The 13,195-nt window shown below is 57.4% G+C and carries 15 protein-coding genes and 1 pseudogene; 9 read left to right on the forward strand and 7 right to left on the reverse strand.

All coding sequences use genetic code 11. From position 1 onward, the window contains the following. Nucleotides 1-10 precede the first annotated feature (10 nt). Nucleotides 11-550 carry a glutathione peroxidase gene (locus BST95_RS01870; RefSeq protein ID WP_084197923.1) on the forward strand — a complete coding sequence of 180 codons (540 nt, stop codon included), beginning with the start codon at nucleotides 11-13 and terminating at the stop codon, nucleotides 548-550. A 112-nt stretch (nucleotides 551-662) separates the two neighbouring features. Further along, nucleotides 663-1,055: pseudogene (locus BST95_RS21255) on the forward strand (hypothetical protein); the annotation flags it as partial. Nucleotides 1,056-1,570: 515 nt separating this feature from the next. Here BST95_RS21255 and BST95_RS01880 read toward each other — a convergent pair. Continuing rightward, nucleotides 1,571-1,825 carry a hypothetical protein gene (locus BST95_RS01880; RefSeq protein ID WP_084197925.1) on the reverse strand — a complete coding sequence of 85 codons (255 nt, stop codon included), beginning with the start codon at nucleotides 1,823-1,825 and terminating at the stop codon, nucleotides 1,571-1,573. Between the two features lie 99 nt (nucleotides 1,826-1,924). Next, nucleotides 1,925-2,590, reverse strand: coding sequence for a TetR/AcrR family transcriptional regulator (locus BST95_RS01885; protein ID WP_084197926.1), 666 nt, complete (start codon nucleotides 2,588-2,590; stop codon nucleotides 1,925-1,927). 123 nt (nucleotides 2,591-2,713) lie between these two features. Here BST95_RS01885 and BST95_RS01890 point away from each other — a divergent pair, with 123 nt between their 5' ends. Together BST95_RS01890 and BST95_RS01895 are read left to right on the forward strand one after the other, a co-directional pair. Beyond that, a complete protein-coding gene (locus tag BST95_RS01890; protein ID WP_084197927.1) occupies nucleotides 2,714-3,319 on the forward strand; it encodes a hypothetical protein in 606 nt (201 codons plus the stop codon). A gap of 101 nt (nucleotides 3,320-3,420) precedes the next feature. Continuing rightward, complete coding sequence (locus BST95_RS01895; protein WP_084197928.1) at nucleotides 3,421-3,900, forward strand: NADAR family protein; 480 nt, start codon at nucleotides 3,421-3,423, stop codon at nucleotides 3,898-3,900. On the opposite strand, the gene BST95_RS01900 is transcribed toward BST95_RS01895, so the two are convergent. Then, nucleotides 3,890-4,438 (reverse strand): DUF2058 domain-containing protein, encoded by a 549-nt coding sequence (locus tag BST95_RS01900; RefSeq protein ID WP_084197929.1) that lies wholly within the window; start codon nucleotides 4,436-4,438, stop codon nucleotides 3,890-3,892. The genes BST95_RS01895 and BST95_RS01900 overlap by 11 nt on opposite strands. Before the next feature lie 31 nt (nucleotides 4,439-4,469). Next, nucleotides 4,470-5,198 (reverse strand): 3-keto-disaccharide hydrolase, encoded by a 729-nt coding sequence (locus tag BST95_RS01905; RefSeq protein ID WP_229801830.1) that lies wholly within the window; start codon nucleotides 5,196-5,198, stop codon nucleotides 4,470-4,472. Nucleotides 5,199-5,287: 89 nt separating this feature from the next. On the opposite strand from BST95_RS01905, the gene BST95_RS01910 reads away from it, so the two are divergent. Both BST95_RS01910 and BST95_RS20820 read left to right on the forward strand, forming a co-directional pair. Continuing rightward, nucleotides 5,288-5,632, forward strand: a complete 345-nt coding sequence (locus BST95_RS01910) for a hypothetical protein (RefSeq protein ID WP_084197930.1) — start codon at nucleotides 5,288-5,290, stop codon at nucleotides 5,630-5,632. Nucleotides 5,633-5,976: 344 nt separating this feature from the next. Next, nucleotides 5,977-6,111 (forward strand): hypothetical protein, encoded by a 135-nt coding sequence (locus BST95_RS20820; RefSeq protein ID WP_268245007.1) that lies wholly within the window; start codon nucleotides 5,977-5,979, stop codon nucleotides 6,109-6,111. A 403-nt stretch (nucleotides 6,112-6,514) separates the two neighbouring features. On the opposite strand, the gene BST95_RS01920 is transcribed toward BST95_RS20820, so the two are convergent. Beyond that, complete coding sequence (locus tag BST95_RS01920) at nucleotides 6,515-7,108, reverse strand: hypothetical protein (protein ID WP_084197931.1); 594 nt, start codon at nucleotides 7,106-7,108, stop codon at nucleotides 6,515-6,517. A gap of 56 nt (nucleotides 7,109-7,164) precedes the next feature. Then, on the reverse strand, nucleotides 7,165-8,835 hold the full coding sequence (locus BST95_RS01925) for an ATP-binding protein (protein WP_084197932.1): 1,671 nt from the start codon (nucleotides 8,833-8,835) through the stop codon (nucleotides 7,165-7,167). Nucleotides 8,836-9,095: 260 nt separating this feature from the next. Between BST95_RS01925 and BST95_RS01930 the strand changes: the two genes are divergently transcribed. Beyond that, nucleotides 9,096-10,628, forward strand: coding sequence for a CAP domain-containing protein (locus BST95_RS01930; RefSeq protein ID WP_169843827.1), 1,533 nt, complete (start codon nucleotides 9,096-9,098; stop codon nucleotides 10,626-10,628). A gap of 117 nt (nucleotides 10,629-10,745) precedes the next feature. Here the strand turns inward: BST95_RS01930 and BST95_RS21260 are convergent, their stop codons facing one another. Then, a complete protein-coding gene (locus BST95_RS21260; protein ID WP_146004245.1) occupies nucleotides 10,746-10,895 on the reverse strand; it encodes a hypothetical protein in 150 nt (49 codons plus the stop codon). Between the two features lie 163 nt (nucleotides 10,896-11,058). On the opposite strand from BST95_RS21260, the gene BST95_RS01935 reads away from it, so the two are divergent. Then, a complete protein-coding gene (locus tag BST95_RS01935; RefSeq protein ID WP_084197934.1) occupies nucleotides 11,059-12,576 on the forward strand; it encodes an AbgT family transporter in 1,518 nt (505 codons plus the stop codon). Between the two features lie 10 nt (nucleotides 12,577-12,586). Then, nucleotides 12,587-13,195: a hypothetical protein gene (locus BST95_RS01940; RefSeq protein ID WP_084197935.1), complete on the forward strand. Its 609-nt coding sequence runs from the start codon at nucleotides 12,587-12,589 to the stop codon at nucleotides 13,193-13,195.

The raw sequence follows: 13,195 nt of genomic DNA on the forward strand, positions 1-13,195 counted from the left end.
TGGAGTGCTTATGAAACCTGTTCTCGCCGCCATGGCTTTCAGTATGTTGCCTTCCGTGACTTTCGCCACCTGCCCTGACTACCTGGACCAGGATTTGCGCAAGCTCCATTCCCAGGACACCGTGAACCTCTGTGAGGTGCAGGCCGGTGGTCCCATGTTGGTGATCAATACCGCCAGCCACTGTGGCTATACGAAGCAGTTCAAGGGGCTGGAGGCACTGAACCAGAAATACAGGGACCGCGGCCTTGCGGTGGTGGGTTTTGCCAGCAACGATTTCCGGCAGGAAGCCAAGGATGAAGAAAAGGCGGCGGAAGTCTGCTACGTCAACTACGGCGTCACCTTCACGATGATTGCGCCCAGCCATGTTAAGGGCGATGAGGCCAACCCGGTATTCAAGGCCCTGGCCAGCCAATCGGACGAGCCGAGCTGGAATTTTAACAAGTACCTGGTCGATGCCGATGGCAATGTGGTGCAGAAGTTTGGCAGCAACACCTCACCCGACGGGGACGAACTCCTCAGTGCGATTGAGGCCCTGCTGCCAGCGCAGTAGTTGAGTCGCCAGTCAGGCCGTCAAGTAGAGGATCAGGTCGTATAGGCTGCGAGGATTGGCGCGATAACGCGGCAGCTCCCGGGCAGGGCGATGGTCAATGCAGACGTTCTAACGAGATGGCGCCACGCAGGTAGCATTCATCACGCGTTTGGCTGCTCTTGCGCCTAAACCAAGAATCAATCTCACCCGCTATCACGGCGTCCTCGCACCGAACCACCGATGGCGCGGAGAAGTCACTCCGGCCGGACGTGGCAAGGCACTTAAGACGGGCGCAAATGCGGAAGTAAGGACACCGGTCGAGCATCATGCGGCTATGACCTGGGCCCAGCGATTCAAGCGCGTATTCAATATCGACATCGAAGCCTGCAGTCGCTGCGGTGGATCCGTCAAAGTCATCGTCGAGGCGTCGAACCGTTGTGTCGAGGATCAGGACTTCATCAACCGGATCCTGGCTCATCTTGAGAGCAAGGGGCAGAACACCCCCGCTTTGCCACACAAGCGATGACACATGCGACCAGGCGAAGCATGCAAAACTCACCGCTCGCCTGAGGTGGTGGGTCGGGCGGGAGGCCAGCCCGAACCGTTATTGCTGAAAGAGAGGCTCAGAAGCCGTACGCCCGGCAAGTCGGGTCCCGGTCCACATTCGATGAAAAACACGGTTCAGAAAGTGAACAGCCTCTCGAATTCAGCCATTGGATCGCTAACAGAAGATCCTCATTGGTTAACGCAAGGTCGCTTAGGCGACGCGCACCGTCCGGGCTAAGGTTAGGAGCGTCGCTGCGTGTGAAGCAACTCAATGGCTTGGCTGACTCGGTGCTGTGGAAGAGCGAGGCTTTGCAACTGCGCGGAAGCCATCTCCTGACACATCTGATCCGCGCCGTTTAGCGAGGCCACATGCACCGCTGCGCCGGAACTTTTGCTGCTTCAAAACCAAGGCCCGTATTGGCACCGGTAACCACCGCGGTTTACCCGCCAGCGACGGTACCTGCTACGCCGTGAATGCTGAACTGGTGCCCTGACTCACTGGCGAGTTGTCTTCCAGATGGGCAGCCAATGCACGTAGCCAAAAATCAGTGTCTGCAGAAAGTGCCCACCCATAGACCCGCCCGCTGATTTCAGGACCTTGAGTACTAACAGAAACTCCAGAACATGAATAATCGGTAGGGCAATGAAAATATACATGACGATTTTCGCCGCCTCAGGCGAGGCGAAGCCAATGCCATAAATAGCCAGGCCAGCGTACACCGCCAGCGCAATCCACTTATTGGTACTCATAACAGCGTCCTGTTTGCGAGATGGAAACTGCACTATAAGCAAACGGGGCCCGTGATTCACTGTCCCCTGAAGCCAGAATTGTTGGCTGCAAACGCTAGGTTAACCGGTCAGGTGCTGCAAGCGCGCGCAGATCTGCCCGTGCAGCTGCGGTGAAGCGTCTGCTGCAAAGGCCAGCAACATGCCCACCAGCGCCTGGCGGCGATACTGGACCAGGTTAATGTAGCCGTTAACCCAGTCCTGACGGGCCAGACGCTGGGCACCGAACACCTGCTGCGCCAGCCAGTGACTATCGATACTCCCCAGCAAGTGGCCACGATCGCGCGCACGCTCACACAGGCGCTCTGCGACCCGCAATGACTTGTTGAAGATGCCATCGGTCATCTCGTGCTCAAACAAGCCCAACCTTTCGCCACCCAGAAAGGCGGCGCGATAAAACGTTTCGTCCTCGCGATAAAGGGCCAGCAGTTTATCGATAAACGCTTCCAGAGATTCAATCGGATCCACCAGGTCCGGCTGGGCCAGGGCCTCGTCAATCCGATTGACGAGCTCCCGAAACAACTCCAGAACAATGTCATTCTTTTTGCCAAACAGGTTGTGCACAGTGGGGATCGAAACGCCGGAGATACTGGCCAGCTCGTTAATCGTAAACGCATCAAACCCCTTGCCTGCGATCAACTCCCGGGCGTTAGCTAGAATGCGCTCGCGTCGAAGCGCCTTATTGGCCTGACGCGTGGCGTGACCGGGGGCGGTTTGGCTGTTTTCCATAGTGCTTCCAATGCTCAGCTTGACATCGCAATTTTAGCACGCGTAAAATTTTATTTTTAATAAAAACTGCACAATCACGGCCAGACCCATCAGCGGCAAACCGTGACATCCCTGGAGATCGCTATGAACATCACCACACGCCTGCTCTCACTGCTACTGTTTCTGCCATTATTCGGGGCCATTCATAGCCACGCCGACGACGCAGCCGCACTGGATGTCAGCGAGGCCAGCTTCGACTGCATTCGCGAGATGACACCGGTGCGGGGCTTTTACGTGGCTAATCTGGGCGGCGACCTCGATGCCACCCTCGCCGCGGCCAATGCCCCCGAAGGCGCCGCATACCCTCCGGGCTCAGTGGTGCAGCTGGTGCCTGGCGAAGCCATGGTCAAGCACAGCCCAGGGACCAGCCCCGCCACCAAGGACTGGGAATTCTTTGAACTGGATACCTCCAGTGAAGGCACATCGATTCGCAAGCGAGGCTACGCCGACGTGGTCAATCGTTTTGGTGGCAACTGCCTGGCCTGCCACGCCCAGGCCAAGCCCGAGTGGGACATGATCTGCGAGCAGGGCCACGGCTGTGATCCCATACCCCTGACCCGTGACATGATTGTACTGCTGCAGAAGACAGACCCTCGCTGTGAAGATAACCCGGCGCTCAGCGAAGCAGAGATCGCCACATTGCAGGCATTGCGCCAGGCGGCAGAAGCCGGCGCGGCAACTGCCGAGTAAGCCAGCGGGCGACCGCGCTCTGATACACTAGGGTGACGTTGATATGCTGCGCCTCGCGTGGCATACCTTCACACAAGCCCAGCAGAATATGTGAGAGCCCCATGGCCGCGCTTTTTCCACCCGACATCGTCGATGCCACCTACCTGTCGCGCGTCGATGTGACCAACGATTTCGGCACGTTTTCCCACCACAGCTTTACGCTGGAAGAATGCGAGTGGCCTTCGGTAGAGCACTACTACCAGGCCATGAAGTTTGCCGACCCGGACTATCAGGACAAAATTCGCCAGGCTGCCCATCCGAAACGAGCGCGGAAATTAGGCCGTAGCCGCTGGCAGAAAAGACGCAGCGACTGGCGCAACCTCAAAGTGACGTATATGACCCGGGCCGTTTACACCAAGTGTCGCACTTACCCCCATATCGCCGAGGCACTGTTGGCCACCGGGGACAAAACCCTGATCGAAAGCAGCAACTACGACTATTTCTGGGGCTGCGGCCGCGACCGGCGCGGTGAGAATATGTACGGGAAAGTGTTGATGAATGTGCGTGAAAAGCTCAGCGAGGAACAGGCGACTACCACATAAGATCGTCGGGGACTTCGTAGTCCTTGTACCAGTCCTTCTCTTCCTCGGTGAGATCTGCCGCTGCCTCTTCGGTACTGAAAATCACCCGGCCGGCATCGCGTTCGGCGATTTTGTCGGCCACCGGGCGCGGTACGATTTCGTACTGGTCGCCCTGCTTGGCAATGGCGAGCACACCGCCTGACAGCTGCTTCTGCTCCAGGGCGGAGACGTAGAGCTTTTTAACCTTCTTACCATCGGTGAAGTTATAGCCGATGTCGCCCTTGCCCTTTTCCAGCTTGCTGGTTTCGATCAGCTGCTTGATCTGGGCGTTGATGGCCTTGCGCTGGGCCTTTTCATTCAGCGCCGCATTGAGCTCCCGATCACGCTGGGCCTTCTCCGCCAGCGCCTGACGCGCGGCCTCTTTGTTTTCGTCGACAATGTCGATACCACTGCTCTTGGCAACCCGGGTCTGCTTGCGCTTTTCCTTGGCCATTTGTTTGGCTTTCTTGGCGTCTGTGAGTCCTGCCTTGAGCAGTTGATCCTGTAGTGAACCGGCCATGCTTTACCTCCTGGTCGCTACCTGACTACGCTCAATCGAGCGCGAGAATCTTGAGATTGCGGAACGCTACCGGATCACTGTGATCCTGCAGGCCGATATGGCCCTCCCGCCCCTCACCAAAACCTTCGAAATCGCTGACAAAGCTCATCAGGCTACTGCTAAACTTGCTCGCCGCCAACAGCGTGTTCCAGGCGCTGTCACCGAGGGTGATGGTGACTGTCTGCACGTCGTTCTGCCAGACCTGAAGGAACCCATCGACGAACAGGATGCGCACCTGGTTCCACTCACCGGCCGGCTTATGCGAGGACGGGTGAGAGGGAATCATGTCGTACAGCGAACCTGAGCGATGGGAATCGATTTTGTTGTCGGAGTGACGCTCGTTGTCGAGAATCTGAATTTCCGGCGCGCGGGAATAAATATTCCGGCCCGCTTCATCCACCAGAATGAAAATGCCGCTATTGCCGCCCTCGGATATCTTCCACTCAAGGCGCAAATCAAAATTGCGGTAGGACTTGCGGGTCATGATGTCGCCGCCGCCCTTCTCGGTCAGCTTCATCACACCATCTTCTGCCACCCACTTAGGGTTGAGGTCATCGCGCTTGAAGTTGCGCCACTGGCTCATATCACTGCCGTTAAACAGCAGCTCCCAACCTTGCTGCTGCTCTTCATCCGTCAGCTGGTTGAGCTCCGCCACAGCGGGCATGGCAGCCGCAGCGGCCAACAGGCAGACGGCGATAGATGATTTCCAGGATACTTTCACGTTGCACTCTCCGATTCAGGGCGCTATTGGACCGCCCCAGGGTGCGTATCGTGTAGGATATGCACAGAAAAATAAACAGGAAGTCATTCGTGATCAGAGTACTGCTTGGCCTCGCCCTCTCACTGAGTCTGCTGGCCACACCAGCCCGGGGCGACTACTTCAGCCCCGAACCGCCCAAGGCGCAGGACACCTCTGTGGTCTACATCTATCGAGCGGCCGCTTCCAACCTCGGAAAAAAGCCGCTGCGCACCAATTATCCAGAAATTCTGGTCGATGGCGAAGGGGCGGGATTGCTCCGCTACAATCGCCATATCAGATTGGAGCTACCAGCGGGGCAGCACGAATTTGTTGCGACCGGGCTGACTGAAGCCGCCAATTGGGAGCCCAGGGGCCGGGGTTATACCTTGAATCTGGAGCCTGGAGAAGTCGCCTAACTGCGCCTGCGGGTAGCGTTTGATACCGACAAAATGAGTATCGGCACCTTCCGGGGTGAATACTTGATTTTCCTTCATGCCATGGACTCTGAGAAGGCCATCTACCAGATCAGGGAAACCAAGGCCGACCCGCAGCACTAGTCAGCCACCCCAGCGCTAGGCCGGACAAATACGCGCCGGCACAAATTTGTGAAAGGCTGTCCCCGCGAACCGATCGCGGTTGCGCGGATTCGTCAGTTCGTTGGCAAAAACGCCGCCGGTGCTAATGGCCCCCTATACGCCACACTGCACTGCTCAGAGTGCAACGAGCCTGTCAGTCCCTTCAAGACCGAGGTACGCCTGGCATGACCCAACACGAATATGTGTTCGTCGCCATATCCATTATTCTCGGCCTGGTCATTACCCGTCTGCTGCATACCATGGGCATGCTGTTTCGCGCGCACAGAGAGGTGACGCTCCATTGGGCCACCGCGGTGTAGGCGGGATGTGTACTAAGCTACCCCCTGCAACTCTGGTGGGTTGGCTGGGGGTTGCGCGGCATTGCCGACTGGAGTTTCGCAGACTTTGCGGTGGTGACCGCAGGCGCAATCTGTGTCTATTGAGCTGCGGACATGTCGCTGCCCGTGCCTGAGAGTGGACGAAAGCTGAGTTCTCTGGAGCACAGCCAGGGGCTGGGCAGACTCTCCGCGCTGTCACTGCTGCTTTACTTTGGCATCCGTCCCTATGTCAACATCACCATGTTTGGCAACGAAGACCTGCCATCATTGGTCGTACCCTTGGCGGGGGTCGTACTCATACTGGCCATTATTGCCATCCCCAAACGCTTCGTCGTTACCACCGTGATTTCACCGCGCATACGGCGGCCATTCGCGCGCTCACGGCCTAGGCCACCTGCCAGGCCACCGCTCCAACTGCAACGCTGCCCACTAGTGACGACACCAACACCACTGGCGACAACCGGCTCAGCTCGGCAAAGGGGTTGCCGCTGCGCAGAGTGCGCATGATCACTGGCCACTCGATAAACGCCCCGAGCGCAAATGATGCGGCAGCGCCTGCGATGTAGGACGCCCTGGCGATATCCAGTGCCGGCGCGGTTAACACCACCACCATGAGAGCAAGTGCACCACCGACATTGCCTGCAATACTCATGACCAGGAAATGTCGCGTGCTGTTAGCGTCAAAATCCCAGTCGAATAGAAACATACCCAGCTTGTCGCGAACGCTGTAGTGCGATGAAGTTGCACGTGCGCCGATGTAATGACACCACTCATGGGCGAGGTTAACCACCAAGAAGCCCGCGACCAGGCCAGTCACGATGATCACCAGAGGGGCAAGGCTGAAATCCTCGCGCACGACGGCGAGATCAAACAGAAACAGACTCAAGATCAACATAATCAGGTGCATGGCAGCCAGGCGCAATATTGAGCGCAAGGTACCCGCATTACCTTCCCCGGAGTGTATTGGCTGATTGCTCATGACGTGATCCCTCTATTCCAAGCTATACGCCGCCAAACCGGCCAGCAGATCAGTGGCTAACGCTCCTGCGCGTGCCAGTTGGCGACCATCTGATCGACGTCGATAGGCAGGCCACCATCGCGCCATTTGCCGGCGTAATCCAAGTCGACAGAATTGGGGGGCGGATCCGGCATGCGCACCTTGAGCCGCACCGGCATCGCGGCCGCCTCGCCCAGGATCACCGCCTCACCCTTGGACAATGACGTCAGGGCTGAGAACGTACCGCGAGCCGCATCAGGGACCATGGCGCGCACATACGCCTGGTCATCCGGGTTGGAGATGCGCAGGCACAGGAAGGAACTGCACTGGGCCAGGACCGTCTCGGATACGTCCGCCGGACGCTGACTGACCACACACAGGCCAACCCCATACTTCCGGCCATTCTTGGAAATACGCTCCATAGCCCGGCGCGCCTCGTTAAACTTGGCCATACCTTCGCGAGGAATGTACTCGTGGGCTTCCTCGCAAACGAGGAAAATCGGGAACTCCGTGCAGCGCGGATTCCAGTAGTTGAACTCATAGGCCAGGCGGCCAATCTGAGCACAGACCAGCGGTGCCACATCAAATGGAACGGAGCTGAGATCGAGGATGGTAATCGAAGCACTGGGGCTACCGAGCCCCACCAAATCGCGCATCAGATCCGGCAACTTTTCTGTGGCGTTACGCTTGGACGGCTTCATCATGAAGTCGTAGCGCGTGTCGTTCATCAGACCTTCGAGGCGCACCATCACCTGGTCAAATTTACCGTTGAGCGGCGATTTCTTCTTGCCGAAGTCCGTGGCGGCGCGATTTGCCGACTTAATATTGTCCATTAATTCTTTAATGGAGTAGTACAGTGGCGAGTCTACGGTGATGTGTCCGAGACCCAGGTGAGCGTTACTTTCCTCCTTGAGACGGGTGAGCGTCGAGCGCAAGTAGGACATCTGTACCGAGGCGTGCTCATCCTCGGAGTTGATAACCAGTTCGCAAAATTCCGAGAAAGATAGCAGCCAGTAGGGAAACTCCAATTCATCAGCGCGGAAGCTGCGGGTGAGATCTGCCGGAAACGGCGCCTTGCTGACGATACCGTTCACTTCCTTGTCGCAATATTCACCGTGCATATCCAGCAAGATGATATGGGCCTGGGGCATGCTACGCAGGGCCGACTGGATGACGCTGGTCACTGTCCAGGATTTGCCCGAGCCGGATTGACCGAGAATGGCCGAGTGACGTCCAAAAAACGCCGAGGCGTCCATGTGCACATCGATGGAATCAAACGAGGTCAATTGACCTACATGAAATTCTGCACCTTCACTGGTGTTGAAGATGCTCTCCAGGTTCGCTTCTTGAATCGTGTAGAGATCGGCATCACTGGCCGGATACTGGGAGACTCCGCGCTCGAACCCACCGCTGTGCGGCAACTCACCCAGCGGGCTGAGCTGAACCATTTGCACCGCTTGTCCCTGCTTATCGGTTACCCGGTAGCTGCGATCCACCATGACCAGCGTATCGCGCGTGGCACTGCGTATCTTCAGGTAGGAACCCACCTGCCCCGCAGTGATGCCTTTCGCTGCCGCGGCTTCCGTGCCCGCCGTATCCAGCCTGGCGCTGAATGATTCGCCGGTCACCTCGACCAGCACTCCCACCCGAATGTCCTCAGATGAAGGACCGTTCGGTTCCCTGGAAACGGATTCGACTGTCTCAAGCATACTGCCCCTGCCTCTCGTCGTACTTTGCTATTGCTGCAAGTGTTGTAATTTTTTACGCCATCGTACAGCAAAAGTTTGTTTTTTAAACGGTTTTCCAGCTTCGCTAAAACCCTTCCGACTCGCACTCATTGCGAACCAGTTCTCACTTCTCGGCCCATCTGGACTTTTCTCAAGTTTTTCGTGGAAGGTGCCGATCATATGACCTTAAATCGGCAGGAGCCGTCGCTCGTAAAATGACCAATACTATGCAATTGCACAACATGAGAAAATCTCTCCCACGCCTGGTCGCCTACACATCACTCGCGCTGGCCCTGGGCGGATGTCGCCTGGTCATTATTACCGACGGTAAAGGCCATATCGAATCTGCGTCGCATCTGCATAGTTGTGATCAGCCAAGCTGTAGTTTTGAAATCACCGAAGAAATGACCGACACCTTCACAGCAGTGGCGGCAGAAGACTACCGCTTTGTGCGCTGGCAGGGCATTTGCAGCCGCTCAGTAACGCCGGTATGTGAAGCAACCGTTTCGCCACTTGAGGAAGAAATTGAGGGCGTTGAACCCGAAATCAAATTGTGGGCCAACTTTGAGCGCAAGTCTAAAGTCCGCACCTGGTTTAGGGACGCCGATGGCGACCAGTTCGGTTCCGCCGCTGACACAATGACCAGTACCGAACGGCCGCTGGGGTATGTGGTGAATGATCGCGATTGCGACGACACCAATCCAACCGTATACCCCTGGCGCGACGAGCTGGACGATGGTATCGACAATAACTGTAACGACCTCATTGACGAGGGCCTGGAAACAGTAGATCCGGCCGATCTACTGTATCGCGATGTCGACGGCGACGGTTATGGCGTCAATACCGACACCGTCAGTGTCGACGAGCCCCAGGACGGCTATGTCAGCGAACCCGGTGACTGCGACGACAACAACGACGACATATACCCCGGCGCTCAGGAACAGTACGACAGCGCAGACAACAACTGTGACGGCGAGATCGATGAAGGCTTCCAGGAACGCGAGTTCTACCGCGATGTCGATAACGACGGCTTTGGCGATGCCGACGTGACCACCTTTGCTGTGCTCCGGCCGGTGGGCTATGCCACGATTGCCGGCGACAACTGCCCGAGTGTTTACAATCCCGCCCAGGCGGATGCGGATGGCGACGGCATTGGTAACTCCTGTGACGACTTCACCGACAGCGATAACGATGGTGTAGAGGATCGCTACGACAACTGCATGAATGCCTCCAACCCCGGACAGGAAGACAGCGACAGCGATGGCGCCGGCGACGCCTGTGACGATACCGACAACAACCAGCAGCCGGACCCGGCACCGGAGCCCGATCCTGCGCCGGTTGATTGCGAGCGCACAGCACTCGATCAGGAAATGCTGGATGCGGTTAACGCCTTCCGCGCCCAAACCCAGGACTGCGGCTCCGAAGGTGTCTTCCCGCCCGCAGGCTCCCTGAGCTGGAACTGTCAGTTGAAGACTGCGGCCGTGGGCCATTCCACCGACATGGCACAGAACGATTTCTTCTCGCACACAGGTTCAAATGGATCATCTGCGCGCAACCGGATTGACGCAACGGGTTACAACTGGCGCGCTTATGGCGAGAACCTCGCCGCAGGTCGGAGCGATGTGAATGACGCCATGCAACAGTGGGCGGAAAGCGATGGTCACTGCGCCAACATGATGACCTCTCGCTTCACTGAGTTCGGCAGCGCGCGGGCCACCAACGCCAATAGCCGCTATCGCCACTACTGGACGCAGGTCTTCGGGCAGCCTTTTTAACAGACAGGCAATTCGGGGCAGTGGTGCGGCCAAACCATGAGGCCAGCCAGGGGAAAAGAAACAGCCGGCATGACTGGCTGAAAAAAGGCCCGCAAGGCAATAGCGGGCCTTGTCACATCAGGCGTACTTGCTCCGCAGTCGATTAGCGGCCTCACACATGGCCTTTAATTTGGCCAGTGCAAACTCCCGCGGCAGGAACCACATTCCACAATCCGGAGCGAGACTGATCTGCTCCTTGGAAACCACCTGGATGCCACCTTCAATCAAATCAACGAGTGCTGTTGCTTGCGCCGGTCAACTGACAGCACAGCACAGGGCCAAGGCCGCCAGCATACGGAGAATACACATTTCGATACTCCTGCTGCTTCGCTCCAAGTGTAGACCAGCTGTGCTAGAGTGCGGCTCACAGGCCTGCATCAGAGAGAACATAATGACAACCGGCAACGGCAGAATCCTTGGCGCTATTGAACGCATCGGCAATCGACTACCTGACCCCACCATGCTCTTCGTGGGATTGCTCTTCATTACCTGGCTGCTGTCCTGGGGGCTGAGCTATATCGATTTCGGCCTCACTGACCCTCGAAGTGGCGAACCATTGCGCATTGTTAATCAGCTGGCACCCACCAGCCTCACCGCATTTTTCTCAAGCATGGTCGCTACCTTCGCGCATTTCCATCCCATAGGCGTTGTGCTTGTGGCCATGCTGGGTATTGGTGTTGCGGAGCACACCGGATTCATTAACAGCGCGCTGCGCGCCATGATGAGCGTGACCGGTAAAGCCCTGCTCACACCTATGATTATTCTTGTCGGCATTGTCAGCCACACCGCGGCTGACGCCGGCTACGTGCTGGTTATACCCCTGGGAGGCGTTATTTTTTATGCGGCTGGCCGGCACCCGCTAGCAGGTATTGCCGCCGCCTTTGCCGGCGTATCAGGCGGGTTTTCAGCCAACTTTGTGCCATCGGCCATCGACCCTATGCTGCAGGGCATTAGTCAATCGGCGGCGCAGATTCTCGACCCGGAAGTCTCCCTGAATCCGCTGAACAACTTCTTCTTCACCGCGACCTCCTCGCTGGTGATTATCGGTCTGGGCTGGTTTATCACGGACAGAATTGTGGAGCCTCGACTGGCGGGACAGGCCCTGGATGGTGACCTGGAGGGGTTGCCCTCCATGGATCCACTCACCGACTCAGAGCGCAGCGGACTGCGGTCGGCATTATGGTCGATGGGGCTGTGTATTGCGGTGCTGATTGCCACCGCATGGCCGGAAGGCTCTGCCTGGCGCGGCGCCGGAGGATCATTGACCGAGCGCGGTGCCCCGCTCATGGGCTCCATCGTGCCACTGATCTTTATCTTTTTCCTGATACCGGCGCTTGTCTACGGTGTGCGCGCGGGCACGGTGTCCTCTTCGCGGGATGTCATCGAGGGCATGACCAAGGCCATGAACAGCATGGCTTATTACCTGGTCATCATGTTCTTTATCGCCCAGTTCCTCTACTCGTTCGCCCAATCCAATATAGGTATTCTGCTGGCGCTGGAGGGCGCGGCCCTGCTCAAGGCGCTGGCGCTACCCGCCGGCCTTACGATTACCGGTGTGGTACTGCTCACAGGTCTGCTCAATCTGTTCATCGGATCGGCGTCTGCCAAGTGGGCGCTGCTGGCGCCGATTCTGGTACCGATGCTGATGGAACTGGGCATTTCTCCCGACCTGGCACAAGCCGCGTACCGCGTGGGAGACTCCACCACCAACATTATTACACCGCTAATGCCCTACTTCCCGCTGGTCGTGGTCTACTGCCAGCGCTATCTAAAGGGCGCCGGCATTGGCACCGTCACGGCACTCATGTTGCCCTACTCGATCACATTCATCATTCTATGGACAGCCTTCCTGCTGGCATACTGGGCGCTGGGGCTGCCACTGGGGCTGCAGTCGAGCTACACCTACTAGGGATACTTTCATGATCTTGCGATCTATCTACGTGGCAGTCGCCGCGCTTATGCTGGCCGGATGCGGAACGGGGTCAGATACCGCGTCGAGCTGCGAATACCTAAGCGGCAACTTGCTGGAAGATCCAGGGTTCAATCAACTGACGGGCGCCCGTCGCGATCGCAAGTGGTTTGCTTCAGCGCACGCCAATAGCAAGGCCTTTACCTATGCTGCAGACAACGGCACGCTAACCATTACGCAGGTGGGCTCAGAGCCCTGGTTCCTGCTCAGTCAGTTACCCGATACTGACAAACTGGGCGGCAAAAAAATCGAGTTTACGGCAGAACTTAAACTCGACCTGACCGAATCCAACCATAAGCACAACTTCAAAACGGGGGGAGGTCTGGCCGTGTTGGCCAAAAAGAACAACAAGATCGTATTGCGCAGCCAACTGCCCCACGATCCTCACATGGGCACACACGATTGGTTCACCGCCAGGATCGTCGCCAAGCTGCCACCGCGCACCAATATGTTACGCCTCAGCTTCCTGCATCAGGCAGGCGGATCCATGCAGGCGCGCAATCCCAGCCTGAGAATTGTCGACAAGAACTGTCCAACGAACGCCGAACCGGAGATGTAA

Source organism: Halioglobus japonicus (genome assembly GCF_001983995.1).
Lineage (GTDB): Bacteria > Pseudomonadota > Gammaproteobacteria > Pseudomonadales > Halieaceae > Halioglobus > Halioglobus japonicus.

What these genes read in the sequence shown, in the direction of transcription:
- BST95_RS01870 (WP_084197923.1), top strand. Translation starts at nt 11, where the DNA reads ATGAAACCTGTTCTCGCCGCCATGGCTTTCAGTATGTTGCCTTCCGTG.
- BST95_RS01880 (WP_084197925.1), bottom strand. Translation starts at nt 1,825, where the DNA reads ATGAGTACCAATAAGTGGATTGCGCTGGCGGTGTACGCTGGCCTGGCT.
- BST95_RS01885 (WP_084197926.1), bottom strand. Translation starts at nt 2,590, where the DNA reads ATGGAAAACAGCCAAACCGCCCCCGGTCACGCCACGCGTCAGGCCAAT.
- BST95_RS01890 (WP_084197927.1), top strand. Translation starts at nt 2,714, where the DNA reads ATGAACATCACCACACGCCTGCTCTCACTGCTACTGTTTCTGCCATTA.
- BST95_RS01895 (WP_084197928.1), top strand. Translation starts at nt 3,421, where the DNA reads ATGGCCGCGCTTTTTCCACCCGACATCGTCGATGCCACCTACCTGTCG.
- BST95_RS01900 (WP_084197929.1), bottom strand. Translation starts at nt 4,438, where the DNA reads ATGGCCGGTTCACTACAGGATCAACTGCTCAAGGCAGGACTCACAGAC.
- BST95_RS20820 (WP_268245007.1), top strand. Translation starts at nt 5,977, where the DNA reads ATGACCCAACACGAATATGTGTTCGTCGCCATATCCATTATTCTCGGC.
- BST95_RS01920 (WP_084197931.1), bottom strand. Translation starts at nt 7,108, where the DNA reads ATGAGCAATCAGCCAATACACTCCGGGGAAGGTAATGCGGGTACCTTG.
- BST95_RS01925 (WP_084197932.1), bottom strand. Translation starts at nt 8,835, where the DNA reads ATGCTTGAGACAGTCGAATCCGTTTCCAGGGAACCGAACGGTCCTTCA.
- BST95_RS01930 (WP_169843827.1), top strand. Translation starts at nt 9,096, where the DNA reads ATGAGAAAATCTCTCCCACGCCTGGTCGCCTACACATCACTCGCGCTG.
- BST95_RS01935 (WP_084197934.1), top strand. Translation starts at nt 11,059, where the DNA reads ATGACAACCGGCAACGGCAGAATCCTTGGCGCTATTGAACGCATCGGC.
- BST95_RS01940 (WP_084197935.1), top strand. Translation starts at nt 12,587, where the DNA reads ATGATCTTGCGATCTATCTACGTGGCAGTCGCCGCGCTTATGCTGGCC.